The organism is Streptomyces auratus (genome assembly GCF_050433025.1).
Classification (GTDB): Bacteria; Actinomycetota; Actinomycetes; order Streptomycetales; family Streptomycetaceae; genus Streptomyces; species Streptomyces sioyaensis.
Map to the genome: position 1 here is coordinate 3,206,583 of NZ_JBNGCB010000001.1, position 26,483 is coordinate 3,233,065.

24 protein-coding genes, 1 other RNA gene and 1 pseudogene are annotated in these 26,483 nt (G+C 71.6%); 6 read left to right on the top strand and 20 right to left on the bottom strand.

Going from position 1 to position 26,483, the window contains the following annotated elements:
* Window positions 1-27: 27 nt before the first annotated feature.
* From BKA18_RS13820 to BKA18_RS13835, 4 genes and pseudogenes are all read right to left on the bottom strand, one after another.
* Window positions 28-568, bottom strand: a pseudogene (locus tag BKA18_RS13820) (family 20 glycosylhydrolase); the annotation flags it as partial.
* Between the two features lie 235 nt (window positions 569-803).
* Window positions 804-1,097 carry a DUF3039 domain-containing protein gene (locus BKA18_RS13825; RefSeq protein WP_078568732.1) on the bottom strand — a complete coding sequence of 98 codons (294 nt, stop codon included), beginning with the start codon at window positions 1,095-1,097 and terminating at the stop codon, window positions 804-806.
* Window positions 1,098-1,180: 83 nt separating this feature from the next.
* On the bottom strand, window positions 1,181-1,861 hold the full coding sequence (locus BKA18_RS13830; RefSeq protein ID WP_366043409.1) for a hypothetical protein: 681 nt from the start codon (window positions 1,859-1,861) through the stop codon (window positions 1,181-1,183).
* Window positions 1,862-2,121: 260 nt separating this feature from the next.
* Window positions 2,122-2,802 (bottom strand): YqgE/AlgH family protein, encoded by a 681-nt coding sequence (locus BKA18_RS13835; RefSeq protein ID WP_006605314.1) that lies wholly within the window; start codon window positions 2,800-2,802, stop codon window positions 2,122-2,124.
* A gap of 297 nt (window positions 2,803-3,099) precedes the next feature.
* Between BKA18_RS13835 and murA the strand changes: the two genes are divergently transcribed.
* Entirely contained in the window at window positions 3,100-4,449 is a 1,350-nt protein-coding gene (murA, locus tag BKA18_RS13840; RefSeq protein WP_006605313.1) for a UDP-N-acetylglucosamine 1-carboxyvinyltransferase, read from the top strand.
* Between the two features lie 467 nt (window positions 4,450-4,916).
* On the opposite strand, the gene BKA18_RS13845 is transcribed toward murA, so the two are convergent.
* The 6 genes from BKA18_RS13845 to BKA18_RS13870 all read right to left on the bottom strand — a co-directional run bounded on the left by BKA18_RS13845 (window position 4,917) and on the right by BKA18_RS13870 (window position 12,222).
* The gene (locus tag BKA18_RS13845) at window positions 4,917-5,198 is read right to left on the bottom strand and encodes an HU family DNA-binding protein (RefSeq protein WP_006605312.1); all 282 of its coding nucleotides are present in this window, start codon (window positions 5,196-5,198) and stop codon (window positions 4,917-4,919) included.
* Between the two features lie 306 nt (window positions 5,199-5,504).
* Window positions 5,505-6,938: an NAD-dependent malic enzyme gene (locus BKA18_RS13850; protein ID WP_093483461.1), complete on the bottom strand. Its 1,434-nt coding sequence runs from the start codon at window positions 6,936-6,938 to the stop codon at window positions 5,505-5,507.
* A 516-nt stretch (window positions 6,939-7,454) separates the two neighbouring features.
* On the bottom strand, window positions 7,455-9,956 hold the full coding sequence (locus tag BKA18_RS13855; protein WP_366043410.1) for a HelD family protein: 2,502 nt from the start codon (window positions 9,954-9,956) through the stop codon (window positions 7,455-7,457).
* A gap of 241 nt (window positions 9,957-10,197) precedes the next feature.
* Window positions 10,198-10,944: an anti-sigma factor family protein gene (locus BKA18_RS13860; protein WP_366043411.1), complete on the bottom strand. Its 747-nt coding sequence runs from the start codon at window positions 10,942-10,944 to the stop codon at window positions 10,198-10,200.
* Window positions 10,941-11,480: a sigma-70 family RNA polymerase sigma factor gene (locus BKA18_RS13865; RefSeq protein WP_093483464.1), complete on the bottom strand. Its 540-nt coding sequence runs from the start codon at window positions 11,478-11,480 to the stop codon at window positions 10,941-10,943. The genes BKA18_RS13860 and BKA18_RS13865 overlap by 4 nt, the downstream gene beginning before the upstream one ends.
* Window positions 11,481-11,580: 100 nt before the next feature.
* On the bottom strand, window positions 11,581-12,222 hold the full coding sequence (locus BKA18_RS13870; protein ID WP_366043412.1) for a CGNR zinc finger domain-containing protein: 642 nt from the start codon (window positions 12,220-12,222) through the stop codon (window positions 11,581-11,583).
* Window positions 12,223-12,539: 317 nt separating this feature from the next.
* On the opposite strand from BKA18_RS13870, the gene BKA18_RS13875 reads away from it, so the two are divergent.
* Window positions 12,540-13,316, top strand: coding sequence for a class I SAM-dependent methyltransferase (locus BKA18_RS13875; RefSeq protein ID WP_366043413.1), 777 nt, complete (start codon window positions 12,540-12,542; stop codon window positions 13,314-13,316).
* Window positions 13,317-13,442: 126 nt separating this feature from the next.
* Here the strand turns inward: BKA18_RS13875 and BKA18_RS13880 are convergent, their stop codons facing one another.
* Both BKA18_RS13880 and BKA18_RS13885 read right to left on the bottom strand, forming a co-directional pair.
* Window positions 13,443-14,627: a uroporphyrinogen-III synthase gene (locus BKA18_RS13880; protein WP_366043415.1), complete on the bottom strand. Its 1,185-nt coding sequence runs from the start codon at window positions 14,625-14,627 to the stop codon at window positions 13,443-13,445.
* A 192-nt stretch (window positions 14,628-14,819) separates the two neighbouring features.
* The gene (locus tag BKA18_RS13885) at window positions 14,820-16,262 is read right to left on the bottom strand and encodes a nitrate/nitrite transporter (RefSeq protein WP_366043416.1); all 1,443 of its coding nucleotides are present in this window, start codon (window positions 16,260-16,262) and stop codon (window positions 14,820-14,822) included.
* Between the two features lie 292 nt (window positions 16,263-16,554).
* On the opposite strand from BKA18_RS13885, the gene BKA18_RS13890 reads away from it, so the two are divergent.
* Together BKA18_RS13890 and BKA18_RS13895 are read left to right on the top strand one after the other, a co-directional pair.
* Window positions 16,555-17,382 carry a helix-turn-helix domain-containing protein gene (locus BKA18_RS13890; protein ID WP_366043417.1) on the top strand — a complete coding sequence of 276 codons (828 nt, stop codon included), beginning with the start codon at window positions 16,555-16,557 and terminating at the stop codon, window positions 17,380-17,382.
* Window positions 17,379-17,699: a DUF397 domain-containing protein gene (locus tag BKA18_RS13895; protein WP_366043418.1), complete on the top strand. Its 321-nt coding sequence runs from the start codon at window positions 17,379-17,381 to the stop codon at window positions 17,697-17,699. The genes BKA18_RS13890 and BKA18_RS13895 overlap by 4 nt, the downstream gene beginning before the upstream one ends.
* 24 nt (window positions 17,700-17,723) lie before the next feature.
* Here the strand turns inward: BKA18_RS13895 and BKA18_RS13900 are convergent, their stop codons facing one another.
* Window positions 17,724-18,287 carry a DUF4232 domain-containing protein gene (locus BKA18_RS13900; RefSeq protein ID WP_246593883.1) on the bottom strand — a complete coding sequence of 188 codons (564 nt, stop codon included), beginning with the start codon at window positions 18,285-18,287 and terminating at the stop codon, window positions 17,724-17,726.
* An 89-nt stretch (window positions 18,288-18,376) separates the two neighbouring features.
* Window positions 18,377-19,351 (bottom strand): LysR family transcriptional regulator, encoded by a 975-nt coding sequence (locus BKA18_RS13905; RefSeq protein ID WP_366043419.1) that lies wholly within the window; start codon window positions 19,349-19,351, stop codon window positions 18,377-18,379.
* 127 nt (window positions 19,352-19,478) lie between these two features.
* Here BKA18_RS13905 and BKA18_RS13910 point away from each other — a divergent pair, with 127 nt between their 5' ends.
* Window positions 19,479-20,753, top strand: a complete 1,275-nt coding sequence (locus tag BKA18_RS13910) for an MFS transporter (RefSeq protein WP_366043420.1) — start codon at window positions 19,479-19,481, stop codon at window positions 20,751-20,753.
* Between the two features lie 81 nt (window positions 20,754-20,834).
* Here the strand turns inward: BKA18_RS13910 and ssrA are convergent.
* The 5 genes from ssrA to ftsE form a co-directional block, all read right to left on the bottom strand.
* Window positions 20,835-21,204: a transfer-messenger RNA gene (ssrA, locus tag BKA18_RS13915) on the bottom strand.
* A gap of 124 nt (window positions 21,205-21,328) precedes the next feature.
* On the bottom strand, window positions 21,329-21,826 hold the full coding sequence (smpB, locus tag BKA18_RS13920; protein ID WP_006605297.1) for an SsrA-binding protein SmpB: 498 nt from the start codon (window positions 21,824-21,826) through the stop codon (window positions 21,329-21,331).
* An 18-nt stretch (window positions 21,827-21,844) separates the two neighbouring features.
* A complete protein-coding gene (locus BKA18_RS13925) occupies window positions 21,845-23,065 on the bottom strand; it encodes a S41 family peptidase (protein ID WP_366043421.1) in 1,221 nt (406 codons plus the stop codon).
* Window positions 23,066-23,133: 68 nt separating this feature from the next.
* Window positions 23,134-24,045, bottom strand: a complete 912-nt coding sequence (gene ftsX / locus BKA18_RS13930; protein ID WP_006605295.1) for a permease-like cell division protein FtsX — start codon at window positions 24,043-24,045, stop codon at window positions 23,134-23,136.
* A 9-nt stretch (window positions 24,046-24,054) separates the two neighbouring features.
* Window positions 24,055-24,744, bottom strand: a complete 690-nt coding sequence (ftsE, locus tag BKA18_RS13935) for a cell division ATP-binding protein FtsE (protein ID WP_018091242.1) — start codon at window positions 24,742-24,744, stop codon at window positions 24,055-24,057.
* A 250-nt stretch (window positions 24,745-24,994) separates the two neighbouring features.
* On the opposite strand from ftsE, the gene BKA18_RS13940 reads away from it, so the two are divergent.
* Window positions 24,995-25,189 carry a hypothetical protein gene (locus tag BKA18_RS13940; RefSeq protein WP_366043422.1) on the top strand — a complete coding sequence of 65 codons (195 nt, stop codon included), beginning with the start codon at window positions 24,995-24,997 and terminating at the stop codon, window positions 25,187-25,189.
* 126 nt (window positions 25,190-25,315) lie between these two features.
* Here the strand turns inward: BKA18_RS13940 and BKA18_RS13945 are convergent, their stop codons facing one another.
* Entirely contained in the window at window positions 25,316-26,167 is an 852-nt protein-coding gene (locus tag BKA18_RS13945) for a hypothetical protein (protein ID WP_211823439.1), read from the bottom strand.
* Window positions 26,168-26,483: the final 316 nt, after the last annotated feature.

Sequence of the window (26,483 nt, forward strand, 5' to 3'; positions counted from 1 at the left end):
GCACGGACGCCCTCCTTGCACCGGGGCTCACACGTTTGGGGGCGCCCCGTCGATCGGGCGTCCGAGGACTCCGGGCCGTTTCTGCCAGAGGAGGGGGCCACCGGGCAGGCGGCAGTCGACACCGAGGGCGTCGCGCAGTGGACGGCCGTCCGCCGGGTGAAGTCCTGGTGGTCGAGGCGCTGCTGGCCGTCCATGACCTCGGCCCGGGCGTTGACCTGGGGCCCAGGACGTGCGCGGCCCGCTCCGGGGACGGTTCGGGCGGCACCGGCTCGAAGCGGTGGACGCCCTCCAGGATTTCGCCCCCACCGATCAGCCAACGGCCGCGGGCGGCGAGCCGGCGGTCGAAGTGCCCGAGGAACCAGCTCTGCAGCGCGCCCTCGCCGGCCGGTGGCAGCTCGGCCCTCCGCGCCCGGGCGGTGGCGGACGCCCGCCACTGGTCCGTGGGGCATTCGTCGCCGCCGAGGTGCACGAACGGCGACGGGAAGAGCGCCGGGACCTCCGCCGGCACGGGCTCGTAGAACCGCAGGGGGGTGTTGTCGGTGGGTGCCAGTACGTTGGGGTTGACGCCACGTTGGGGTTGACGCCCCAGGTGTCCCCACACCCTGCGCAGCACCAGAACGCCGACGGGCCCCGGCCCACGAGGGACCCGGGCCCATACCGAGGCGGGGTGTCAACGCAACCACCGCACGCCGCACGACGCACAGCCGGACGGCCGGACGGCCGGACCGCGTCCTCAGCCCGTCACGCTGCTTGCGCTCGCGCACGACCGGCCGTCGCCGGCCGGGAGTTACGGTCCGCGGTCGCTACTTCTTGCCGCCGTCCTTGCCGCCCTTGTCCTTGTCGCCGCCGGCGCCCATGGACTCGAAGATCTCCTTGCACATGGGGCAGACCGGGTACTTCTTCGGGTCGCGGCCCGGGACCCAGACCTTCCCGCACAGCGCCACGACGGGCGTGCCGTCGAGCGCGCTCGCCATGATCTTGTCCTTCTGGACATAGTGGGCGAAGCGCTCGTGGTCGCCGTCGCCGTGCGACACCTGCGGTGTCGGCTCTACGAGGGTCCCCGTACCTGCCCCGCGCTCGGGCTCAACAGTGCTCATAACAGCCAAGGGTACTCACGCCCGCCACAACCCGGGAGCGTCGGCCCGGTGCCGGTGCCGGGCCGGGCGCACGACCCCCAGGACTACGAGGCGACCGCCATACCGCCCCGGTCGCCGGCCGTCAGGCCGAGCTGCGCGGCGAAGGCCAGCGCGGCATCGGGCCGGACGTCGTACCAGGAATCCTTGTCGCAGACCGCGTCCAGCAGCGCCGCGATGTCCGGCGCCGCTACCGTGCGGGCCGCGGCGAGGGCGAGGAAGGCACGGACCGCCGCACCGGGGTCGACCTCCGTCTCCGCCCGTGCCACGAGGTCCTCGACGAGCTTGTCGATCGCGGCGTCACCGGGCGCTGCCCAGTTCATCGCCATCTCCAGGCCGTCGTCCGGCATCTTCGCGGGATAGGGCGCACGGGCCCAGCCGCCGTCCTGCCACCAGTAGACGAAACCGAGGAGATTGCCCTCGGCGTCGTCCCGCAGCCGCTCCCGGGGCAGCCACTCCGGGCCGCCGGCCAGGAAGTCGATCCGCCGGCCCCCGTCGTGGGTGTAGCTGCCGTCCGAGTCCTGGCCGCACAGCAGCGCCCGGCCGCCCTCGAACAGCTGCAGCCGCCACCAGTAGCTGCCGCCGTCGTTCCAGCACTGCAGGCCGTTGCGGCCCCAGCTGTATTCGTCCCCGTCGTCCACGCCGGCGGCCACCACCGCCAAGGTCGCGGCGCGCGCCCACAGGCGCTCCGGATGGTCGAGGTCCTCGGGCACGCTCGGCCTGTGCATGGCGCTCTCCCCCGCTTGTCCGGCGCGGCCCCGCCGACGCGGCCGCACACCCGCCTGTCACCACCGAACCCTAGCGACGGGGTCCGACAATTCCCCATGACCGAGCCGTCACAATAATCCAGTCGTCAACAAAATCCGGGCCCTCGCGCCGGATTGCGGGCAGCCGCCCGGCCGACGCGCACCCGCGCCAGGACGGGGTTCAGAGACCTTTGACCGGGCGTCCTCCCCCGCCACCACGCGCACCCGCGCCCGGACGGCGTTCAGTTCAGCGACGGGTCGTCCGGATATGTGGCCACCATCGCCAGTTCGTTGCGCTGGCGGCGCAGCACCGCGCGCCACAGCTGCTCCGGGTCGGGCGAGGAGACATCGCCGGGCTCGGACTCGACCACGTACCAGGCGCCCTCGACGAGCTCGTCCTCCAGCTGGCCCGGGCCCCAGCCCGCGTACCCGGCGAAGATCCGCAGGCTGCCGAGCACCGCCGCGAGGAGTTCCGGCGGAGCCTCCAGGTCGACCAGACCGATCGCGCCGTGCACCCTGCGCCAGCCCAGCGGCTCGTCACCCGATTGGACGTCCGCCCGGTCCGCCGCCGGGGCGGCCGGGGCGCCGGCCGGCTCCGCGCCGTCGCCGCCCGCCAGCGCGCTCCCGTCCACGGAGGGGATGCCGCCCTCGCCGGACATCCCGCCGGGCACCACGGCCACCCCGAGCGCGGAGTCCAGCGACACCGGGCCGCCCTGGAAGACCACGCCCGGCTCGCCGGCCAGCGCGGCCCAGGGGGCGAGGATGTCCGCCACGCCGACCGGGGTGGGACGGTTGAGGACCACGCCGAGGGAGCCCTCCTCGTCGTGGTCGAGGAGCAGCACCACCGCGCGGTCGAAGTTCGGATCAGCGAGCGCGGGTGTCGCGACGAGCAGCCGCCCTGTGAGCGAGGACACCTCGGTCATGGCCACATGATCCCGCACTTCTGCCCGGAGCGGGGAGTCAACGCCGAGGCCCGTGCGAGAGCAGGGCAGGGCGTACGGCGGCAGCACCGGCGCACGACCTCGACACCAGATAGCCCATTCAAGACAATCCCCGGCAATTTCAGCCAAAGGTCGATTACAGATCCAAGGCGGAAGGTAGCGGAGCGTGTTGTCGCAAAGCCATTACACACGCGAAACCTGCACGGGCCTACGGACTCACCCCCGGCCGCCCTTACCATTTCAGCTTGGCCCCTGCCCGTCTCCAGGAACGCGAGATCCATGACCGTCTCTACTGACGACGTACTGCTTGTCCACGGCGGCACCCCGCTCGAGGGCGAGATCCGGGTTCGCGGCGCGAAGAACCTTGTACCGAAGGCCATGGTCGCCGCCCTCCTCGGCAGCGGCCCCAGCCGGCTGCGCAATGTGCCCGACATCCGCGACGTACGCGTGGTGCGCGGGCTGCTGCAGCTGCACGGCGTCACGGTGCGCCCGGGTGACGAGCCGGGGGAGCTGATCCTCGACCCGTCGCACGTCGAGAGCGCCAACGTCGCTGACATCGATGCCCACGCGGGTTCCTCGCGGATCCCGATCCTGTTCTGCGGCCCGCTGCTGCACCGCCTCGGCCACGCCTTCATCCCCGGCCTCGGTGGCTGCGACATCGGCGGCCGCCCGGTGGACTTCCACTTCGACGTGCTGCGCCAGTTCGGCGCGACGATCGAGAAGCGCGCCGACGGGCAGTACCTGGAGGCCCCGCACCGACTGCGCGGCACCAAGATCCGGCTGCCGTACCCGTCGGTCGGCTCGACCGAACAGGTGCTGCTGACCGCCGTCCTGGCCGAGGGCGTCACCGAGCTGTCGAACGCCGCCGTGGAGCCGGAGATCGAGGACCTCATCTGCGTACTGCAGAAGATGGGCGCGATCATCTCCATGGACACCGACCGGACGATCCGGATCACCGGTGTCGACAAACTCGACGGCTACACCCACCGCGCCCTCCCGGACCGCCTGGAGGCCGCCTCCTGGGCGTCCGCGGCGCTGGCCACCGAGGGCAACATCTTCGTCCGCGGCGCGCAGCAGCGGTCGATGATGACCTTCCTCAACACCTTCCGCAGGGTCGGCGGCGCCTTCGAGATCGGTGACGAGGGCATCCGCTTCTGGCACCCGGGCGGTTCGCTCAACGCCATCGCCCTGGAGACCGACGTCCACCCCGGCTTCCAGACCGACTGGCAGCAGCCGCTGGTCGTCGCGCTGACCCAGGCGTCCGGCCTGTCGATCGTGCACGAGACGGTGTACGAGTCCCGGCTCGGCTTCACCTCCGCGCTCAACCAGATGGGCGCACACATCCAGCTCTACCGCGAGTGCCTGGGCGGCTCCGCCTGCCGCTTCGGCCAGCGCAACTTCCTGCACTCCGCGGTCGTCTCCGGACCGACCCGGCTGCAGGGCTCCGACCTGGTCATCCCCGACCTGCGCGGCGGCTTCTCGTATCTGATCGCGGCGCTGGCGGCGCAGGGCACCTCCCGGGTGCACGGTATCGACCTGATCAACCGCGGCTACGAGAACTTCATGGAGAAGCTCGTGGAGCTGGGCGCCAAGGTCGAGCTCCCGAACGGCGCACTGCGCAGCAACTGACCACGGCACAGCGGTCTTCTCGACGGCAGCGGGCCCCGGCGTACACCGCCGGGGCCCGCTGCCGTGCGGCGTCGTCCGTGCGGCAGACAACTCGGCGGGCGCGGCGCGCCGTTCAAGCCGTCCGTTCTCGCGGCCCAGGTCTCACCCGTACGGCGGCCCCGTACGGGACCGGGACAGGGCCGGAACGGCACCGCCGAGGTCGCGCGGACCGTTCGGCCGTCGAGGGCGCCCCCAGGGGCGCCCCAGCGGCGCCCGGCGCGGGGCCGCCGACGGATCCGGCCGCGCCGGGCGGCATTTCCGGCCCCTGCAGGGCCCTGGTGGCCTCGTTGGCGGGCGTACGCCCGGCGGACTTCCCGTTGGCCGCGGACGGCCGGATCGGGCCGTCCACCGGCCGCCCGTGCCATGGAACGCGACAGAGCGGCCACCCCTGGAAGGGATGGCCGCCCTGGCGTGCCGTGCTGAGGGTCTTACTTACCCTTGGCGGCTTCCTTGAGCTTGGAGCCCGCGGAGACCTTCACGCTGTAGCCGGCCGGGATCTGGATCGGGTCGCCGGTCTGCGGGTTGCGCGCGGTGCGAGCGGCACGGTGGGTGCGCTCGAAGGTCAGGAAGCCGGGGATGGTGACCTTCTCGTCGCCCTTGGCGACGACCTCGCCGGTCACCTCGGCGAGGGCGGCCAGAACGGCGTCGGCGTCCTTGCGGGTCACCTCGGCGCGATCGGCCAGAGCGGCCACCAGCTCACTGCGGTTCATGTTTGTACTCCCGTGTTCTTCTTGCCAATGAGGCGTGAGATCGAAGCCGATGCTGCCAGGGTCCTCGGACAGTCCCCGGACCCGGGTCTGGTGCCAGACCCTCGCGCCCGATTACGCATCCTGCCCCTACCTGCGGCGGTAAAGCCAATCCGGCACCCAGGAGGGTCACACGAAAAGTGCCACTGCCTCGTTGGTGGTCACGTTCCGTATCATTCCCGCTCCGGGCCGGCCCCACAGGGCGGCGGTCGCTTGCTGCCCGCCACCCTATGGGCGCCCCAACGACGGCGTGTCCAGCGACGCGCCGACTCAGAGCGTCGTGGCGGCTGTCACAGCCGCTTCGCCGCTCTTCGCCGCGTTCCGGACCGCGTCGGCCACCGCGCCGGCGACCTTCTCGTTGAAGACGCTGGGGATGATGTAGTTCGGGTTGACCTCGTCCTCCAGGACGACGTCCGCGAGGGCGCCGGCCGCGGCCAGCATCATCTCGGTGTTCACCGTACGGGAGTGGGCATCGAGGAGGCCGCGGAAGACACCGGGGAACACCAGGACGTTGTTGATCTGGTTGGGGAAGTCGGAGCGGCCGGTGGCCACCACCGCGGCGGTCTGCCGGGCGATGGTCGGGTCGACCTCCGGGTCGGGGTTGGCCAGGGCGAACACGATCGCGCCGTCGGCCATCTTCGCGACGTCGGCGCCGTCCAGGACGTTGGGCGCGGAGACGCCGATGAAGACGTCCGCGCCGACCACGGCCTCCTTGAGGGTGCCGGTGACGCCCTCGGGGTTGGTGTTGTCGGCGATCCAGCGCAGCGGCGAATCCGGGTCGGCGTCGACCAGGTCCGTCCGGCCGGCGTGCACCACACCGTGGATGTCGGCGACGACGGCGTGCCGGACGCCGGCCGCGATCAGCAGCTTGAGGATGGCGGTACCGGCCGCGCCGGCGCCGGACATCACGACCCGGACGTCCTCGGTCTTCTTGCCGACGACGCGCAGCGCGTTGGTGAGCGCGGCGAGCACCACGATGGCGGTGCCGTGCTGGTCGTCGTGGAAGACCGGGATGTCCAGGGCCTCGCGCAGCCGCGCCTCGATCTCGAAGCAGCGGGGGGCGGAGATGTCCTCCAGGTTGATGCCGGCGAAGCCGGGGGCGATGGCCTTGACGATCTCCACGATGGCGTCGGTGTCCTGGGTGTCCAGGCACAGCGGCCAGGCGTCGATGCCGGCGAAGCGCTTGAAGAGGGCCGCCTTGCCCTCCATGACGGGCAGCGCGGCCTTGGGGCCGATGTTGCCGAGGCCCAGCACCGCGGAGCCGTCCGTGACGACCGCGACGCTGTTGCGCTTGATCGTCAGCCGGCGGGCGTCCTCGGGGTTGTCGGCGATGGCCTGGCAGACGCGGGCGACGCCGGGGGTGTAGACCATCGACAGGTCGTCACGGTTGCGGATGGGGTGCTTCGACGACATCTCGATCTTGCCGCCGAGGTGCATCAGGAAGGTACGGTCGGAGACCTTGCCGAGCGAGACGCCCTCGATGCCGCGCAGCTTGGAGACGATCTCGTCGGCGTGCGCGGTGGACGACGCGGCGATGGTGACGTCGATCCGGAGTTTCTCGTGGCCGGATGCCGTCACGTCGAGGCCGGTGACCGAGCCGCCGGAGGACTCCACGGCCGTGGTGAGCTGGCTGACCGCGGTCCCGCTGGCAGGGACCTCCAGCCGAACCGTCATCGAGTACGAGACGCTGGGCGCCGTTGCCATGGCCGACTTCCTCTGCTTTCCCTGGTGCTCTCTAAGCGGCTTCGTGGCCCGGGGGTACCGGGTCCGGAGCAATGTTGACCGATCGTCGCACCTACCTGCCGGTACGCGGTAACCAGCCACGACTTTCGGAAAGTAGATTTCACCATACGAGAGGTGAGCGAGGGTACGGAACCCCGGTGGGCGGCCCTGAGGAAGATCTCGGGCAACGGTCATCCGCCCGTCGCCCGCCGTTCAGCCGGCCCCGAACGACTGCGGGCGCCTCTCCCGCAGGAGAGACGCCCGTAGTCGACGATCAAGCGGCACCGACCCGCCATGCTCGCCTCGCGGCAAGTGGTCGCTCGTAGCGACGATGGTTGGGCCCGGGGGCTTGGATCGAGCCGGTGCCGTCACCCAGGCTAACAAACCATCCCCGGAAGCGAATCCCGTCCCGGGGGGCCGATCTGAAGACCCCTCGTACGGCGGTGCCCGGCGCCCGGCCGGGGCCGCCGTACGGGTGCCGGGCGGGGCCGGCCGGGGTCAGTCCCGCAGCAGATCGGGCACTGCGGACGCGTCCGGCTCGTCCCGCTCGGCCGACAGGACGGTCAGCTGCTGGGTGGCCCGGGTCAGCGCCACGTACAGGACCCGCAGGCCGGCCGGGGACTCGTCGGCGATCTCGGCCGGTGAGACCACGAGGGTGGCGTCGTACTCCAGCCCCTTGGCCTCCAGGGAGCCCAGCGCCGCCACCCGGTCGCCGAGCGGGGCCAGCCAACTGCGGGCCTGCTCGCGGCGGTTCATGGCCACCACGACACCGACCGTGCCGTCCACCTCGCCCAGCAGCCGCTCGGCCTCGGCGACCGTGGCCCGCGCCAGCGCCTCGTCACCGGCCGGGCCGCTGCCGTCGAAGGTGAGCGCGAAGCGGGGTTCGAGGCCCGTGGAGCGGACCGCCTTCGGCGACTGCATACCGGGCATCGCCAGCGCCAGCACCCGGGACGCCAGGTCGGCGATCTCCGCGGGGTTGCGGTAGTTCACGGTGAGCGTGAAGCGGCGGCGCGGGCGGGTGCCGAGCGCCTCGTCGCGGGCGACGGCGGCCTCGTCCGGGTCGGACCACGACGACTGCGCCGGGTCGCCGACCACCGTCCAGGTCGCGTGCCGGCCGCGGCGGCCGACCATCCGCCACTGCATCGGCGTCAGGTCTTGCGCCTCGTCGACGATGACATGGGCGTATTCGGTGCGCTCCTCCTCCAGCCGCTCGCGCCGGCGGCGGCCGCCGCCGTTGCGGTCGGCGTAGGTGGTGAGCTCCTCCAGGCCCGTCAGATGGTCCAGCGGATCGGCCTCGCGCGGGCGGGCCGGGCGCATCGGGGCGCCGAGGATCAGCTGCAGCTCGTCCAGCAGCGCGACGTCGTGCACCGACAGCGGGCCGTGTCCGTGCGCGTCCAGCCGCTGGAGGGAGCGGGCCAGTTGGCGTACCTCGCGCTGGTTGAGGGTCCGGCGGGCCCAGCGGCCCAGCAGCCGCTCGTCGGCCATCGCGGCCAATACGCCGCGCGGGGTCAGCTCGGGCCACCAGCTGTCCAGGAACTCCTGGAAGTCGTGCTCGGTGGTGATGTCCTCGTCGAAGCCCTCGCGGGCCTCGGCGGCGAGTTCGGGGTCGGTGTAGCGGCGGGCGGCGCCGGACTTGGCCCACAGCGCGTCCAGAATCAGCCGGCGGGCGCGCGGGCGCAGCAGGTTGACCGGTGCGGTGCCGCCGAGCGCGGACTGCCGGATGGCGTGCAGTTCGTCGGCGTCCAACTCGATCCGGCCGCCGAAGGCGACGACCCGCAGCCGGGCGGGGGCGGCCGCGGCGGGCCGCGGGGATCTGGAGCGCGTGCGGCGGGCCCGGCGGGTCTCCTGCGCGGCGCCACTGTCCGGGGGCGGGGCGACGAGGTCCTCCAGGGACAGCTGGCCGTCCTCGGCCGCCGCGGCGGCCGGGCCGGTGCCGTCCGGCGACGCCGCCGGAGCCGCCAGTTCCAGCGCCCCGCGGGCCGCCTTGCGCAGCAGCTTCTGCATCCGCGCGGAGCCCTTGATCCGGGCGACGGCCTGCGAGTCGTACGCGGTCGCCTCGGCGCCCTCCACCAGCGAGCCCAGGGCCCGGATGGCGACCTGGCCCTCCTCGCCGAGGGAGGGCAGCACGCCTTCGGTGTACGCGACCAGCAGCGGCGTCGGGGAGACGATCAGGATGCCGCCCGCGTAGCGGCGGCGGTCCTGGTAGAGGAGGTAGGCGGCGCGGTGCAGGGCGACCGCGGTCTTGCCCGTGCCGGGCCCGCCCTCGACCTCGGTGACGGAGGCGGCGGGGGCCCGGATCACCATGTCCTGCTCGGCCTGGATGGAGGCCACGATGTCGCGCATGGTGTGGCTGCGGGCCCGGCCCAGGGCGGCCATCAGCGCACCGTCACCGATCGCCGGCAGCTCCCGGCCGGCCAGCGTCGCGGTGACCTCCGGGCGCATCAGATCATCCTCGACGCCGAGGACCTTGCGGCCCTTGGAGCGGATCACGCGCCGGCGGACGACCCGGCCGGGGGCGACCGGGGTGGCCCGGTAGAAGGGCGCGGCGGCCGGCGCCCGCCAGTCGATGACCAGCGGGGAGTAGTCCGCGTCGAGGACCCCGAGGCGGCCGATGTGCAGCGTCTCGGCGATCTCGGCGCGGTTGTCCTCGATCGCGCCGTCGGCGGGCTCGACGGAGGTGAAGGCCCCGTCCGGGCCCTTCTTGCCGTCCTTGCCGAGGAGCAGGTCGATCCGGCCGAAGAGGAAGTCCTCGTACTCGGAATTCAGCCGGTGCAGATGGACGCCGGCCTGGAAGACCTGGGCGTCGCGCTCGGCGTACGCGCCGGGCGTGCCGACCTGGCCGCGCTTGGCGGCGTCGTCCATCAGGAACTCGGCCTCGTGGATCTTCTCCTCAAGGCGCCGGTAGACGCGGTCCAGATGCGTCTGCTCGGCTTCGATCTCGCGGGCGCGAACGGAATCCGAAGCGTGGTCCGGTGCGTGCGTGGCGTTGTGCGCGGCCACCCAGGCCCCCTTCTGCTGTGCGTAGGGCAGCCGTCAACCGTACGCGAACCGGGCATCATGCGCACCTGGTCAGAAGGACAAAGTCGGACGAGTTCGGTCGGATGTTGATGCAGGCCATGGCTGTGGGGTGACGCAGACCGTGGCTCCGGGTGGGGCCGGTCGGGGGACGCGCCGGTCCGGCACGGGGAGGTGCGTGACCGGCGCCCCGGGCCGCACCGGGCCGGGGCGCCGGGGGCGGGCCTCAGACGTTCACCTTCGCCAGCCGCTTGCCGTCCAGTGTGTTGATCTCGAAGTGGTCGATGTCGCCGCGGTTGAGGGCCGCGCCGCCCGCCGCGTAGAGGGGCTCGCGGTTCCACTTCGCGGTGCTGCCCGGGATGCCGTAGCCGCCCTTGGGGACGGCCCAGGTGGTGACGGTCTGCCGTTTGCCGTCCTTGCCGACGGCGACCAGATCGCAGGCGAGCGGCCCCTTGACGTTGGCGAGCTCAAGGACGACCTGGGTGCCCCAGGGCTTGGCGGCCATGGAGACGCCCGCCGACACCTTGGTGTCCGGGTCGACGGAGCTCACCTTCTCGCCCGCCGCGTACTGGGCCCGGACGGCGTTCGCCAGCGGCGGCGCCGGAGGGCTCTGCGGGGACTCCGCCCCCTTCAGCGCGAAGGTGGCGAGCGGGCCGCCGACGATCAGTACGACCGCCGCGGCGACCAGGAACAGCCGGCGCCGGGCGCGGCCGCGCCGGGTGGTGGTGACCACGTCGAGCAGCCCGTCCAGCATCGCCGGGCCGGGGACGGCGGTGATCGTCTGCGGGGTGGGGGCGGACTGCTTGAACTCCGCCATCACCGGCGTGAGACGCATCAGTTGTTCGAGCTCGGCCGCGCACCGGTCGCAGCCGACGAGATGCGCCTCGAACCGGTCCGCGTCGGCAGCGTCCAGGACGCCCAGGGCGTAGGCGCCGACGTCGGTGTGCCGGTCCGGCGGCATGGGCGGGGTCACTCCGTTACTCCTCGTTCCTCGAGCGAGAGCTTCAGGGAGCGCAGCGCGTAGAACACCCGGGACCGCACGGTCCCGGCCGGCACCCGCAGCACTTGTGCCGCCTCGCTGACCGTACGCTCCTTGAAGTACGTCTCGACGAGGGCCTCTCGGTGGGCCTTGCTCAGATCGCTCAGCGCCTCGGAGATCGTCATCAGCCGCAGCGCCCGGTCGATCACATCGGCGGCGGGCATCGTCTCCAGGGGCGTCGCATCGACCTCTTGCGGCCGCGCCTTGCGGCTGCGGTGCCCGTCGATCACGATCCGCCGGGCGACGGTCACCAGCCAGGGCCGGATGGAGCCGGTGGCCCGCTGCAACTGATCGGCGTTGCGCCAGGCGCGGACCAGCGTCTCCTGCACCACGTCCTCCGCGCGATGCCGGTCGCCCGCCACCAATCGCAGGACGAAGGCGAGAAGCGGGCCCGCATGATCGTCATAGAGGGCTCGCATGAGCTCCTCGTCAGGTGTCGTCCTGTCTGCCACGACGGCATCCTTACGCACTCCAACTCCCGGGTCGATAGCCCAGATCGCCCAAGATCGCCGGGGACCGCGCCATGAATCGGACTTGCAGTGAGGAGTACGGACGGGACGGACGGGGTGTTCAGCGGCCGGCGGAATATTTTTCCGCGCCGGGTACGGGCCCCTGACCGGCGCTTCCTTCCTGCTTCCTGCGCACCGTCGTACGCCTGCGGTGCCGCGCCACCCGCTCCCGGTTGCCGCACACCTCGCTGGAGCACCAACGGCGGCGCCGGCCGCGGGAGGTGTCCAGGTAGACCAGCGTGCAGCTCTCGCCCTCGCACTGGCGGAGCTGCCGGCGGGCCTCCGCGTCGGTCAGCAGCCCGATCGCGTCCCGGGCCACCGCGGCCAGCAGTCCGGCGCAGTCGGGCGGGCCGGGGAGCGTGCGGGCCAGGGCGCCGTCCGCGGCCCGTACGGCACATACGGCGGGCGGCGTTCCGGCCCCGGCCGCGGAGTTGAGCAGCGCCAGATCGGCGTCGGCCGCCCGGCCCCGCAGCTCGTCGTGCACCACCCGGCGCAGCAGCTCCCGCAGCGTGCGGAAGCGGCCGAGCCAGCGGCCGTCGACACCGTCCAGCGGGGTGCCGGGCGGCACCAGGCCGGCGCCGACCAGCCAGGCCCGCAACTCCTCGGGGCCGGCGAGCCGTTCGGCCGGGATGCCGTCGGCCGTGGCCGCCAGGTCCAGGCAGATCCGCCCGCAGTCGAACCGCAGGTCACCATGCGCCGCCATGTGCCTGTCACTCCTTAGGGACCACACACCTGTGCCCCCAGAGTGCCCGGCGCACGGGCCGGCCGGAACCCTCCGGAGTCAGCCACTCCGGGGAGGGGCTGCACCTGGACACAACAGGTAGACCCTGCGTGTATACATCTAGCGTATAGTCCGTTGGCGGGTGATCCACGCGCTCTCACGCTCCGGTTCGTCCATTCTGTCCGCATGTGCGCCCCGTCCGTCTGCGGGCCTGCCCGTCTGTCCGTCCGCCTGCTTGTCCGTCTGCCCGTCCGTCCGCCTGCCGCAATGCCCTCAGCCACTCCAGGACGAAGGTCTCCATGTCGCGCAAGTCCCTGCTCACGAACCGCGCCGGCCTGACCCACAAGATCGGTTACGCGGTCCGCCACCCGGCCCGGATCACCCCGTACGTCAAGCGCACCGCCCGCGACACCTGGCTGCGCCTCAAGCACCCCGACCACATCGCGTACTACCGGGCGGTGATGGCCTCCGACGCCGGCCGCAACCCGGAGGCCGCGGTCGGCAGCCGCAGCCATGAACGCTGGCTGGCGCTGGGCGAGATGCAGTTCGACTACCTGGCGGAGCACGGTCTGCGGCCCGGCCACCGGATGCTGGACATCGGCTGCGGCAATCTGCGCGCGGGCTGGCGCTTCATCGCCCATCTGCACACCGGCCACTACTACGGCATCGACATCTCGCCGGACATCCTGATATCCGCGAAGCAGACCCTGACGACCTACGGACTCCAGGACAAGCTGCCGCACTTGACGATCACCCAGGACCTGACGCTGGACTTCCTGCCGTCCGCCCATTTCGACATCGTCCATGCGCACAGCGTCTTCTCGCACTCGCCGGTCGAGGTCATCGACGAGTGCCTCGCCCACGTCGGCCGGATCCTGGCCCCCGGCGGCTTCTTCGACTTCACCTTCGACCGCACCGAGGGCACCGAACACCAGGTGCTGCGCGAGGACTTCTACTACCGGACCGAGACCCTGCTGGAGCTGGCCCACCGGCACGGCCTGGAGGCGCGCTTCATGGAGGACTGGGAGAAGCGGCCGCACGGCCAGTCCAAGATCCGCGTGAACAACCCGGCTTAGGGCGCGGGCGAGCCCCGATCCGATGGGGCGGCCCCGATCCGCGCCGGCACGCCGCTCCCCGCCGGACCGGCCCCGATCCGCGCCCAGCCGCCCCGCCGGGCCGCCCCCTCCGCCGGGCCGCTCCCCCTACTCCCCGCCGTACTTGTCCGACTCCGCATGGGGGTCCAGCGACAGCCGGTAACCACGCTTGACCACCGTCTGGATCAGCTTGGGCGCGCCCAGCGCCACCCGCAGCCGGGCCATCGCGGTCTCCACCGCGTGCTCGTCGCTGCCCGCGCCCGGCAGCGCGCGCAGCAGCTCCCCGCGGGAGACCACCCAGCCGGGCCGGCGGGCCAGCGTGCGCAGCAGCGCCATCCCGGCCGGCGGCACCGGACGCAGGGCGCCGTCCACCACCGCGGCGTGCCCGCGGATCTCCAGCCGCTGCCCGGCCACCGGCAACGGCCGCACCCGGGACGGAAGTTCCTTGCACAGCAGCTGCACCAGCGGGCCGAGCCGGAAGCGCTCCGGCTGAAGGGTGGGGATCTCCTCCTCATGGAGCGGCATCGCCGTCACCGGCCCCACGCACACCACCAGCACGTCCTGCCGCAGCGCGGCCAACACGTCCTCGCGGATGCCGCGCTCCCCCGCGCGGCGCAGCAGCGACGCGGCGGCCGGCGCACTGGTGAAGGTCACCGCGTCCAGGCCGCGCGCGAGCACCGCGTCCAGCAGCCGGTCGACCGGACCGATGTCCTCCGGCGGCATCCAGCGGTACACGGGGACGCCGATGACCTCCGCCCCGCCGGCCCGCAGCGCCTCGACGAACCCCGGCAGCGGCTCCCCGTGCAGCTGCAGGGCCACCCGGCGGCCGGAGACGCCCTCCGCCAGCAGCCGGTCCAGCACCTCGGCCATCGACTCGGAGGCCGGGGACCACTTCTCGGTCAGCCCGGCGGCCCGGATCGCGCCGCGCACCTTGGGCCCGCGCGCCAGCAGCTCCACCCCGGTCAGCCGGTCCAGCAGCGCCTCGCCCAGCCCCCACCCCTCCGCGGCCTCCACCCAGCCGCGGAAGCCGATGGCCGTAGTGGCCACGACGACATCCGGTGGATGGGCAATGAGGTCCCGGGTCACCGCGAGCAGCTCGGTGTCGTCCGGCAGCGGGACGATGCGCAGCGCGGGCGCATGCAACACCTGTGCGCCGCGCCGCTCCAGCAGCGCGCCCAGTTCCTCCGCCCGCCGGGCCGCGGTCACGCCGACGGTGAACCCGTCCAGCGGCCGGACGGCCGGTGCCGGCGCCGTCCCCTCCTGCTCACCGTGTTCCTGCTGCTGCTCGTACATGGTCGTCCCGCTTCGCCCAGAGTGGTGTACTGCCGTACCGCCGCGGCTCGGGCGGCACGCGGTGCCGAGTGCCCAGCGTGCCAACGGCACGTGACAGCTCCGGTCCTCCAGTATTTCCCCGCGGTTACGGGGCGTCGCGCGGGGGCGGCCGCGGGGCCCTCCATGCGGCCGCCCGCGCGCGATGACCGTCGCTCACACCTCTGCGTACGCCGGGCGCGCCTCCCCCTCCGCGGCCGGTGCCTGCGCCGTACGCCGTACGCGCGCCGCGGGCCGCAGGTATACGGCCCAGGTCACCGCGCCGCACACCGCGTAGCAGACCAGGAACGACACGAACGCGGGCGTGCCCGAGCCGGTCGCCATGAACGACTGCCGGAAGGCGAGGTTGATGGCCAGCCCGCCGACCGCGCCCACCGCCCCGATCAGCCCCATCGCCGCGCCCGACAGCCGCCGCCCGTACGCCGCGGCCGCCTCCCCCGCCAGCCCGCGGCGCACCGCCAGGGCCTGGAAGATCCCCGGGATCATCTTGTACGTGGAGCCGTTGCCGAGCCCCGACAGCACGAACAGCGAGATGAACCCGACGAGGAACACCGGCAGCGACTTCATCGCCGACGCCCCGATCACCACCCCGGTGGCCAGGGCCATCGCGGCGAAGGTGCCCAGCGTGATCCGGGCGCCGCCGAACCGGTCCGCCAGCCGCCCGCCGACCGGCCGGATCAGCGAGCCCAGCAGCGGCCCGATGAAGGTCAGCGACGCCGCCTGGAGAGGCGTCTGCGCGAACTGGGTCTGCAGCACCAGCCCGAAGGCGAAGCTGTAGCCGATGAACGACCCGAAGGTGCCGATGTAGAGCAGGGACATCACCCAGGTGTGCGGTTCCCGGGCGGCGTCGACGGCCGCGCCGGTGTCGTTCGTCACCGGCGCGAGGTTGTCCATGAACAGCGCCGCGAGCACCGCCGCGAGCACGATCAGCGGCACGTAGACGGCCAGCACCAGCCGTGGCTGCGCGGCCCCCGCCGTCCCGATCACCAGCAGCCCCAGCAGCTGGATCACCGGCACCCCGATGTTGCCGCCACCGGCGTTGAGCCCCAGCGCGTACCCCTTCTTCCGCAGCGGGAAGAAGGAGTTGATGTTCGTCATGGACGAGGCGAAGTTCCCGCCGCCGACCCCCGCGAGCGCCGCGACCAGCAGAAACGTGCTGTACGAGGTGCCCGGTTCGATCACCAGCGCGGCCACCGAGGCCGGCACCAGCAGCAGCAGCGCACTCATCACCGTCCAGTTGCGCCCGCCGAACCGCGCCACCGCGAAGGTGTACGGCACCCGCAGCACCGCGCCCACCATCGTCGGCATCGCCACCAGGAAGAACTTCCCGGCCGGGTCGATCCCGTACTCCGGCCCCATGAACAGCACCATCACCGACCACAGGCTCCAGACGGAGAACCCGATGTGCTCACAGAGCACGGAGAACGCCAGGTTCCGCCGGGCGATCCGCTCCCCCTTCTCCGCCCAGAAGGTTTCGTCCTCGGGGTCCCAGCGCTCGATCCACCGCCCGCCGCGCCGCCGCACGCGGCCGTCGCCACGACTGTCGGCGGGGTTGCCATCGGGGCTGTCAGTACGGGTCTCCGCGGCCTCGGCCGTCATCGCGCCTCCCAGGAGTCAGGTCTTCTCCTTGACGCTAGGGACGGCGGATTTCCGTACGGTGCCGCCCGGTGACGCGGACGAAACCTTGCACTCACGTGGTGGGGCGGGGGGTGGTGAGGGGCCGACGACCGGACGACCAGACGGCGGGTGTCCCCCAACGAGGGGGATCCCCGCATTCCCGCGGCGACCGTCGCGCTGCGTAACTACGCTGCCTCCCCAAGCGACCCCGTACTCCTCGTGAGTAGGGGTGCACACACGGTCACAGACGTCCGACCACGGGGAGTGGAAGGCCATGAAACCGCGAATGAAGCCCAGGAACCGGCACTCGGCAGCCATGGAAATCATCGGCGCACAACTGGCGCTGTTCCGCATCAATGCCGGCCTCACCCAGCGCGGCCTCGCGGAACTGACCACCGCCTCCGAGGAGACCATCGCCTCCGTCGAACAGGGCAGGCGTGCGCTGATGCCGCACCTCGCCGCCGAATTCGACCAACTCCTGAAGACGGGCGGGGCGCTGGCGGCGGGGGTGGCAAAGCTGCCGCGGAAGGAGAAGTATCCGATCTGGGCGGAGGACTTCATCGCCCTTGAGCAGGAGGCCATCTCGCTCTGTGGGTACGAGAACGGTGTCATCCCCGGCCTGCTCCAAACCGAGGGCTACTCTCACGCCACGTTCCGCAGCAATATCCCGGATCTCGACGAAGAGGCAGTCCAGGAACGCGTCACCGCACGCCTGGAACGCCAGCAGATCCTGCACAGCAATAACGCCGTCACCGCCAGCTTCGTCTTCTCCGAAGCCATCGTGCGGAGCAACCTCGGGGGCCGTGAGGTCATGCGGGCCCAGCTCATCCACCTGCGGGAGTGCGCGGAACTCACCGGCGTATCTCTGCAGATCCTGCCGCTGAACCGCGAGCACCACGCCGGTCTCGCCGGTCCGTTCGTCCTGCTGGAAACCGCCGACCATCAGCACTTCGCCTATACCGAGGCGCAACGCAGCAGCGAGCTGACATCGGACCCCGACGAGGTCAGCATCCTCACCCAGAAATATGGAATGCTGCGAATGCAGGCCCTCAACGCCGAAGAGTCCATGGGTCTGCTGGACCGGCTGCTAGGAGAGCGATGACCCATCTGACGTGGTTCAAGTCCAGCTACAGCAGCGAACAAGGCGGCAACTGCCTCGAAGTGGCATACAACTGGCGCAAGTCCAGCTACAGCAGCGATGAGGGCGGCAACTGCCTCGAAGTCGCCTACGACTGGCACAAATCCAGCCACAGCAGCGACGAAGGCGGCGCCTGCGTAGAGATCGCCGCCCACCCCACCACCGTCCACGTCCGCGACTCCAAGGACCCCCAGGGCCCGCACCTCGACTTCCCGCCGGGTGCCTGGGCCGCGTTCGCCTCGTTCGCCGCGCGTTCCGCCCTTGCGGAAACGGCCCCGTAACCGCGGCTACTCGGCCACCCGGGGCTACTCGGCCGCTTCGTACGGCGCGCCCATCCATATCGAGTCCGCGCAGACGTTCATCGCCTGGCGCTTGCCCGCCTCGTCACGGACCTCGACCGCGCGCCGGCCCGGGTAGTCGCGCGGTGCGGACACCACGGCGACATCGTTGCTGACCATGAAGGGGTCCGACGCGGCGCCCTGGCGGCAGTCCTTGTAGCGCAGGCTGGTCACCACCCTGCCGCCGCGTCGCAGGTCTATCGGCATGATCCGGCCGTGCCCGCGGGCATCGGACTCCGGCCCCTTGCCGAGGTGGACCTCGAAGGCCGGGAACCCGCGGAACACACAGGGCTTGTCGCCCGTGTTGACGACGGACAGCCGGGCGTCGCGGTGCGGGGTGTGCGGCTTCTTCTTCAGGACCGTCAGCTTCCACCGCAGGCCCTTGGTGGAACAGTTGGCGTGCAGGGCCGCCATCCGCGGCGAGCCGCAGCCCGTCAGGGCCAGGCCGGCCGTGACACTCAAGATCAGCGCGGCCGCCACTGTCGCAAGAAGTGAACGCCGTTGCACGGATTTCCCCTGTTCGTTGCTCACACACTTCCTTGTCGTTAAGGAAAGCTTCCGGGCGCCCGGGGTTGCCTGGGCCGCCGTAGGTTTTCGGTACCGCTGAATCTGACGTAGCGTCAGGCAGCTGTGCCCATCGTCTGCGCGTCCGCCTCGGGGAGCCACCATGCGTCGTCGGGCGGCGTGAGCCAGCCGTGCCGCGCGGCCCGTTCGCGGGCGGCCGCCCGCAGGGCGTCCAGCCCCGGATGCCGCAGCCCCCGCCGCCACACCATCGAGACGGGCGACAGCGGTACCGGCTCCACGAGCGGCCGCAGCACCATCCCCGGCACCTCGATGAACTCCTCGCTCGCCAGCACCGACCAGCCCCGCTTGCGCACCACCCGGACGAATTCCTGCGAGCCCTCGATCTCCGGGAACGGCGCGGCCATCGCGATACCGCGTCCCTCGAAGAGCCGCGCGGCCAGCTCCGTCCACTCGGCGGTGCGCGGATTGCCGGCACCCGCGTAGAGCGTCTCGCCGGCCAGCTGAGCGAGCGGGACCGCCGGCCGGGCGGCCAGCGGGTGCTCCTCGGGCAGCAGCACCGCCATCCGCTCCAGCCGGACCGGCTGATGGCTCAGCTGCGCCCGGACCGCGGCCGGCAGCGCGGCGATCCGGCCGAAGGAGACATCGAGCCGGCCGTCCGCCACCTCGGCCGCCGCCCCCGCCAGCCCGCTGTGGAAACGGGCGACCAGCTCCACGCTGTCCGCCACCCGCTCCCGGGCCGCCGCCAGCACCCGGTGTGCGGTGCCGACCGGGGCCCGCACGTCCACCAGCAGCGGCCGCTCGGGGGCCGGCCGGAACGCCGCGGCCAGCTCGTCGTGCGCACTCAGCACCCGTCGCGCGTACGGCAACAGCCACTGCCCGTCCGGAGTCAGCGCGACCTGCCGGGTGCTCCGGACGAACAGCGTGGCGCCCACCTCCCGCTCCAGCCGCCGGATATCGCGGCTGAGCGCCTGCTGGGCGACGTGCAGCCCGGCGGCGGCACGGGTGAAGTGCAGCTCCTCGGCGACGGCGGTGAACGCGCGGAGCAGACGCGGATCGATGTCGTACGGCATCGGGCCATCCTGGCAGTGCCGCCGGGTGCCTCCCCCACCTCCCCCTCGCCCATTGACAACTCAGGTGCGTCAATGGGCGCTGATCAGGTGTTGGACGGGCCGCGGGCGCGGCCGCGACCGTAGAGGCATGATCCTCTTCCTCGCCGCCCGGCCGGTGACCGCCCCGCCCGTACGCCCGGCCCCGCGGCCCGTACGCCCGGCCCCGCGGCGCCGCGGACGCCGCCTCCTGGCGCCCTACCACCGGATCTTCGCCCACCCCGGCACCCGCGCCTTCACGGCTGCCAACCTCCTGGCCCGGCTGCCCATGGGCATGCTCAGCGTCAGCGCGGTGCTGATGATCGCGGGCTCGCGCGGCTCGTATGCGCTGGCCGGGGCGGTCACCGCGACCGGGCTGGCGGCAACGGCGCTGGCCGGCCCGTGGACCGCGCGGCTGATCGACCGGCATGGCCAGGCCCGTGCCGCCGTCCCGGCCACCGCACTCGCCGTCCTCGGCTCGCTCTCGCTGCTGCTCTGCGTCCACTACGGCGCGCCCGACTGGACGCTCTTCGCCTCGTACGCCGCGACCGCCACCACCCCCAACACCGGCGGGCTCTCCCGTGCCCGCTGGGCCCATCTCCTGCGCGACGACCCGGCCGCCCGGCACACCGCCAACTCCTTCGAACAGGCCGCGGACGAGCTGTGTTTCCTGCTCGGGCCGGTGCTCGCCACGCTGCTGTGCACCACCCTCTTCCCGGAGGCGGGCACGGCGGTGGGCGCGGCCCTGCTGCTGACCGGGATGCTGCTCTTCGCGGCCCAGCGCGGCACCGAACCCCCGGCGGCCGCCCGGCCCGCGGCCCGCGCCCGCTCGCCGCTGCGGCTGCCCGGCCTCCCGCCGCTGCTGCTCACCTTCGTCTGCACCGGCGCGATCTTCGGCTCGATGGAGGTGGTCACCCTGGCCTACGCCGACGCGCACGGCATCCGTTCCGCCGCCGGCGCCCTGCTGGCCCTCCAGGCCGCCGGGTCCGCCGCCGCCGGGCTGCTCTACGGCCTGCTGCGCCCCACCGGCCGGGGCACCCGCCGCTTCCGCGGCTGCGTCGGCGCGATGACCGCCCTGATGCTGCTGCCGCTGCTCGCCGCCATGACCGGCGGCCCGGCGGCGCTGGCCGTCGCGCTGACGGCGGCGGGGATGGCCACCGCGCCGGCCATGGTCACCGGCATGGGGCTGGTCCAGTCCCACACCCCCGCGGGCCGGCTGAACGAGGGGATGACGCTCGCCGTGACGGCCCTGCTGGCCGGCATCGCGGCCGGCTCCGCCACCGGCGGCTGGGCCGTGGAGCAGCTCAGCGAGCCCGGCCTCGGGTATGCGGTCCCGGCTGCGGCCGCCGCCCTGGCGCTGGCCACCTCGCTTTGGCACCGGGCGTGAGCGGGTCGGCACCCGGCGTGAGCGGCTGCACACAAAGCAGCGGCCCGCGAGAATCTCGCGGGCCGCTGCTTTACATGGGATGAGTGGAGATGGCGGGAATCGAACCCGCGTCCAACGGTGCAGAATCAGGGCTTCTCCGAGTGCAGTTCGCTGCGATTTTCTCGGCCCCGGAGATCACGCGAACAAGTCTCCGACGGGCCCAGTCACTGTTTGATTTCCTTCTACACCCCGTGACCGGGTCTAGAAGTTTAGTTCCCTAGCTGATGCCAGGATCCGGGTCGGGAACATCCCCGGGCTGACACTTCGCAAGTCGCTACTTAGGCAGCGAGGGCGAAGGAATCGCGCTTGGTGTTGGCGATTATTGGTTGCGACATATGGTTAACGAGATCATTGCCGCTTCCTCGACTCGCTTCCCCTGCTTCGACATCCGCTGTCGAAACCGATCATCCCCATGTTGATTTATCAAGGTGGTGCCACACCCCTCGTGGGGTGCGGAGCCATCGTACGTGAACAACGCGTGCCGTTGCCAGCGTATTCCGTGGCAGCGGCGACGGGGCCGGACCCGCAGGGGCTCCTCAGGCCCGCTGCCGCCGCCGCGCCGCCGAGATCGCCCGGTCCGTCTCCCGGCGATCCTGCTGCTCGCGGAGCGTCTGCCGCTTGTCGTACTCCTTCTTGCCCTTGGCCAGCGCGATCTCGACCTTCGCCCGGCCGTCCTTGAAATAGAGGGCCAGCGGCACGATGGTGTGCCCCGACTCCTGGCTCTTGGACTCCAGCTTGTCGATCTCGGCGCGGTGCATCAGCAGCTTCCGCTTGCGCCGGGCCGCGTGGTTCGTCCAGGTGCCCTGGGTGTATTCGGGGATATGTACGTTGTGCAGCCAGGCCTCATTGCCGTCGATCTGGACGAATCCGTCCACCAGCGAGGCCCGGCCCTGCCGCAGCGACTTCACCTCGGTGCCGGTCAGCACCAGGCCACACTCATAGGTGTCCAGAATGTGGTAGTCGTGCCGCGCCTTCTTGTGCTGCGCCACGAGCTTGCGCCCGGGAGTCTTGTCCTTGCCCTTGTCCTTAGCCATAGTGCGGCCATTTTCGCACTATGCACCGCCCCCGAGGCCACTCAATACCGTGCGGGCCCGTTTCTCGGCGCCGTGCCCGACGACCAGGTCGGGGGTGATCCCCGCATCGTCGACGGTCCGGCCGGCCGGGGTGCGGTAGTGGCCGACGGTCAGCTCGGCGACCGAGCCGTCCGGCAGCGTGCTGGGCATCTGCACCGAGCCCTTGCCGAAGGTCGGGGAACCGATCACGACCGCCCGTCCGCGGTCCTGGAGCGCGCCGGCCAGCAGCTCGGCGGCGCTCATCGTGCCGCCGTCGACGAGGACGACCAGCGGCACCCGGGTGTTGCCGCCGCGCTCGGCGTACAGGGCCCGCTGGCTGCCGCGCACGTCGTAGGTCGCGACCAGGCCGCCGTCGAGGAAGGCGGAGGCGGTGGTGACGGCCTCGGTGACCAGACCGCCGGTGTTGCCGCGCAGATCGAGCAGCAGACCGTGCCGGGGGGAGGCGTCGCGCACCGCACGGCGGACCGCCTTGCCGGTGCCCTTGGCGAACGCGGCGACCTTGACGCGGGTCGGGCCGTGGACCCCGTCGGGGTGGTCGGTGACCACGTTGCGGGATCTGAGCCGGGTGCGGTGGAGGGTCGCGGTCCAGTGTCGGGCGCCGCGCTGGAGGTCCAGCGCGACGGGGGTGCCGGCAGCGGCGGCGGAGGCGCGGGAACCGTCGGGGGCCACGCCGCGCAGCCGGCTGACGACCTCGGTGACCGGGGTGTCCAGGGTGGGGTGCCCGTCGACGGCGCGCAGCAGGTCGCCGCGGGCGATACCGGCCCGTGCGGCGGGCGAGCCGGGCTGGACCCGGGACACCTCGATCCGCCCGCCGTCCGCCTGCCGCACCCAGAGCCCGACGCCGACATAGGCGCCGCCCAACTGCTCCTGGAAGTCCTCGAACTGGCCCGGTGTGTAGATCGTCGACCAGCGGTCGCCGCTGCGGCTGACGACATCGGCGGCGGCCTGGGCACCGGACTTGCCGTCCTCGACGGCCTCGGAGGCGGCGCGTTCGACGGCCTTGCGGTCCGCGAAGGCGGAGGCCGGGGCATGCGCCTGGGAAGCCCTGCCGTCCGGGGCGATCCGCCCCGCGGCGCCGGCCGCCTCCTCGCTCCAGGTGCCGGTCACGGCACCGGTGGCCAGCACACCGGCGAGGAACAACGTCAGGGCCGCCCCGCGGCGAATGCGGCGGGGCCGGTCGTACGAACACGGGCCCGACATGCCGGTGAGTCTAAGGGACAAAAGGGCGCCGTACGGTGAGTTGACCGTACGGCGCCCCTTGGCAAAGCTCACACCTTGAGGTACTTGCGCAACGCGAAGAACGCGGCGAGCGCGGGCATCAGCAGCCCGATCAGCAGGACCAGCGGGAGGACCGCGGCCACCGAGTCCCAGCCGATGAAGTTGATCACCTGGATCTTCTTCGCCAGCCAGTTGTTGATCAGGACGTACTTGCCGCCGACGATCAGCACACAGGCGAAGGCCGCGCCCAGCAGCCCCGCAATGGCGGCCTCCAGGATGAACGGCATCTGGATATAGAAGCTGGACGCTCCCACCAATCGCATGATCCCGGTCTCCCGCCGACGGCTGAACGCCGACACCCGTACGGTGTTGACGATCAGCATCAGCGCAACGACCAGCATCAGCCCCATCACGACGAGGGCGGCGATGTTCATGCCGTTGAGGAGGTTGAAGAGCGGTTCGACGGTGTCCCGTTGGTCCTGGACCTCCTGGACGCCGGGCCGCTCGGAGAACGCCGACTTGATGACCGCGAACTTCGTCGGGTCCTTGAGCTTGACCCGGAAGGACTCCGGCAGCTGGTCGGGCGTCACCAGTCCGGCGACGGGGGTGTCCCCGAACTGCTCCTTGTAGTGCTTGTAGGCCTGGTCACTGGACTCGTACTGCACGTTCTGCACGAGCGGCAGCCGGTCCAGCTCCGCCTTGATGTCGTTCTTCTGCTGCTGGGTGGCCGCGCCCTTGGCGCAGTTGGCACCCGAGTCGGCGTCGTTCTTGTTGCAGAAGAAGATCGAGACGTTGACCTTGTCGTACCAGTAGCCCTTCATCGTGCTGACCTGGTCGCGCATCAGCAGCGAGGCGCCGAACAGGCCCAGTGACAGGGCTACGGAGACGATGACGGCGAAGGTCATCGTGAGGTTTCGGCGGAGACCGACGCCGATCTCCGACAGGACGAACTGGGCGCGCATGGCGTCCTTTCAGTGCTGGTAGCCGTACACGCCGCGCGACTGGTCGCGTACGAGCCGGCCCTTCTCGAGTTCCATGACCCGCTTACGCATCTGGTCGACGATCTGCTGGTCGTGGGTGGCCATGACCACCGTCGTACCGGTCCGGTTGATCCGGTCCAGCAGCTTCATGATGCCGACCGAGGTCTGCGGGTCGAGGTTGCCGGTGGGCTCGTCCGCGATGAGGAGCATCGGACGGTTGACGAAGGCCCGTGCGATGGCGACGCGCTGCTGCTCACCACCGGAGAGCTCGCCCGGCATACGGTCCTCTTTGCCGCCGAGGCCGACCAGTTCGAGGACCTCGGGCACCGTCTTGCGGATCTGGCCGCGCGGCTTGCCGATGACCTCGAGGGCGAAGGCGACATTTTCCCCGACGGTCTTGTTGGGGAGCAGCCGGAAGTCCTGGAAGACCGTCCCCACCTGGCGCCGCATCTGCGGAACCTTCCAGTTGGAGAGCTTGCCGAGGTCCTTGCCGAGCACGTGGACGTGGCCATGGCTGGCCCGCTCCTCGCGCAGCAGCAGCCGCAGAAAGGTGGACTTTCCGGACCCGGAAGAGCCCACCAGGAAGACGAATTCGCCGCGCTCGATTTCGAGCGAGACATCCCTGAGTGCAGGGCGGTTCTGCTTCGGGTAGGTCTTGGAGACGTTGTCGAATCGGATCACTGATGCACCACGGTCGACCTGGATAGCGGCACGGGTTGCCGAGTTGCGGCTCCCGTCGGTGTGCGTGACCATACGCGAACCTCGCGGGGTGGTGCAGTCGGCGTGGAGGGTTGGTGCACTTCCTCACGGCACCTACAGGACAAAAGACGCACAATCCCGCGGGCCGCGCCGTTCCGTCGACGAGCTGGCACAGTGGAAGAGGGAACCAATGCGCCTTCCGGTGCGTTGGTGCAGTGGAGAAGGAGGTCGCATGACGTACGACCGACTGGTGTGCGCCAACTGCGCGGCCCCTGTGAGCGAGGGCCGCTGCCCCGTGTGCCGGGCGAGCAGAGAACGGCTCCAGCAGCAGGCGGGCGGCATCTTCGCCCAGCTCAGCCCCGCGGTGCTGGTGGCGCTGATGATCCTGCTGATCGCGCTGAGCGTGCTGCTCCACCAGCTCACCTGAGACCGGTGACGGGCTGCCGGGCCGGCAGTCCCCCGGACGACTGCCCAGGTGGCAGCGGGACCACGAACGCCGAGGGGCCCGGGACGCTGCTGCGTCCCGGGCCCCTCCAGCTGTGACGCGCCGGCCTCAGGCCGCCGCGGCACCGCCGCCGTTCTTGTTGATCAGGCGGGGCAGCATACGGAAGCCCACACCGCCCGCGATCATCGTCGCTGCACCGATGAGCAGGACGGTCGTGCCGGAGGAACCGGTCTCCGCCAGCTCCCCGCCCTTGGCCTGCTGCTTGGCCTGGCCGGGCGTGTCAGCGATCTGCTCCTTGCCCTGGCCGGGCTGCTCGATCGGCTTGGAGCCCTCGTTGTCGGTGCCGGTGCCGGTGGAGTCGCCGCCACCGCCGTTGCCGCCACCGCTGTTGCCGTGACCGCCGGTGCTGTCGCCGCCGGTGGTCTGGCCGCCCGTGCCGTGGCCACCCGTGGTGTCACCGCCGGTCGTCTGGCCGCCCGTGCTGTGGCCACCCGTGGTGGAACCCGTGGTGTCACCGCCGGACGTCTGGCCACCGGTGGTGGTGTCGCCCGTGGTGGAACCCGTGGTCTCGCCGCCGGACGTCTGGCCACCGGTGGTGGTGTCGCCCGTGGTGGAACCCGTGGTCTCGCCACCGGTCGTCTGGCCACCGGTGGTGGTCGTGTCACCGCCGATCTCACCGCCGGTGGCGTCACCGCCGATCTCGCCGCCGGTGTTGTCGCCACCGATCTCACCGCCGGTGGTCGTGTCGCCACCGGTCGTGTCACCACCGCTGCTGTCGCCGCCGGAGTCGCCCCCGCCGATGACGCCGCCGATGATGCCGCCGATGATGCCGCCGTCCTGACCCGGGGTCTCACCCGGGCTGGCCGCGGAGGCCGCGCCGGCCGCGGTGAGCGACGCACCGGCCGCGATCACCGCACCGGCCGCAATGCGCGCTACGCGCAGCCGCGTCTTCTTCGTCATGTACTGCTACCCCCAGTAGCTGAACTCGTCATTGGAGCACCGCTGTGTACGGGGCGACGAGCCGATGGGGGTACGCGAGTCACGGCCGAGCACAGCTGCCGGCCCCTCATCTCCCCGTTGCTCCACGCGCCCCATGACATACGCATGCCGCGCTCACCCTTCCCAGTTCGGCCATTATCGTCAAGGCCGAATAAAGGCTCGGCGTCCGAATTGGCAAGAAGTGGGCGGTACATGAACATACGACTGTGACCAAACCGCCACAGCAAAAACAACTGCCTCCCCGAGGGAGACAGTTGTCTGATGCTCAGATCCGGGC

What these genes read in the sequence shown, in the direction of transcription:
- BKA18_RS13945 (WP_211823439.1), bottom strand. Translation starts at nt 26,167, where the DNA reads ATGACGAAGAAGACGCGGCTGCGCGTAGCGCGCATTGCGGCCGGTGCG.
- BKA18_RS13895 (WP_366043418.1), top strand. Translation starts at nt 17,379, where the DNA reads ATGACCCATCTGACGTGGTTCAAGTCCAGCTACAGCAGCGAACAAGGC.
- BKA18_RS13940 (WP_366043422.1), top strand. Translation starts at nt 24,995, where the DNA reads ATGACGTACGACCGACTGGTGTGCGCCAACTGCGCGGCCCCTGTGAGC.
- BKA18_RS13875 (WP_366043413.1), top strand. Translation starts at nt 12,540, where the DNA reads ATGTCGCGCAAGTCCCTGCTCACGAACCGCGCCGGCCTGACCCACAAG.
- BKA18_RS13910 (WP_366043420.1), top strand. Translation starts at nt 19,479, where the DNA reads ATGATCCTCTTCCTCGCCGCCCGGCCGGTGACCGCCCCGCCCGTACGC.
- BKA18_RS13925 (WP_366043421.1), bottom strand. Translation starts at nt 23,065, where the DNA reads ATGTCGGGCCCGTGTTCGTACGACCGGCCCCGCCGCATTCGCCGCGGG.
- ftsX (WP_006605295.1), bottom strand. Translation starts at nt 24,045, where the DNA reads ATGCGCGCCCAGTTCGTCCTGTCGGAGATCGGCGTCGGTCTCCGCCGA.
- BKA18_RS13830 (WP_366043409.1), bottom strand. Translation starts at nt 1,861, where the DNA reads ATGCACAGGCCGAGCGTGCCCGAGGACCTCGACCATCCGGAGCGCCTG.
- BKA18_RS13885 (WP_366043416.1), bottom strand. Translation starts at nt 16,262, where the DNA reads ATGACGGCCGAGGCCGCGGAGACCCGTACTGACAGCCCCGATGGCAAC.
- BKA18_RS13890 (WP_366043417.1), top strand. Translation starts at nt 16,555, where the DNA reads ATGAAACCGCGAATGAAGCCCAGGAACCGGCACTCGGCAGCCATGGAA.
- BKA18_RS13880 (WP_366043415.1), bottom strand. Translation starts at nt 14,627, where the DNA reads ATGTACGAGCAGCAGCAGGAACACGGTGAGCAGGAGGGGACGGCGCCG.
- BKA18_RS13835 (WP_006605314.1), bottom strand. Translation starts at nt 2,802, where the DNA reads ATGACCGAGGTGTCCTCGCTCACAGGGCGGCTGCTCGTCGCGACACCC.
- smpB (WP_006605297.1), bottom strand. Translation starts at nt 21,826, where the DNA reads ATGGCTAAGGACAAGGGCAAGGACAAGACTCCCGGGCGCAAGCTCGTG.
- BKA18_RS13870 (WP_366043412.1), bottom strand. Translation starts at nt 12,222, where the DNA reads ATGGCGGCGCATGGTGACCTGCGGTTCGACTGCGGGCGGATCTGCCTG.
- BKA18_RS13905 (WP_366043419.1), bottom strand. Translation starts at nt 19,351, where the DNA reads ATGCCGTACGACATCGATCCGCGTCTGCTCCGCGCGTTCACCGCCGTC.
- BKA18_RS13825 (WP_078568732.1), bottom strand. Translation starts at nt 1,097, where the DNA reads ATGAGCACTGTTGAGCCCGAGCGCGGGGCAGGTACGGGGACCCTCGTA.
- BKA18_RS13845 (WP_006605312.1), bottom strand. Translation starts at nt 5,198, where the DNA reads ATGAACCGCAGTGAGCTGGTGGCCGCTCTGGCCGATCGCGCCGAGGTG.
- BKA18_RS13850 (WP_093483461.1), bottom strand. Translation starts at nt 6,938, where the DNA reads ATGGCAACGGCGCCCAGCGTCTCGTACTCGATGACGGTTCGGCTGGAG.
- murA (WP_006605313.1), top strand. Translation starts at nt 3,100, where the DNA reads ATGACCGTCTCTACTGACGACGTACTGCTTGTCCACGGCGGCACCCCG.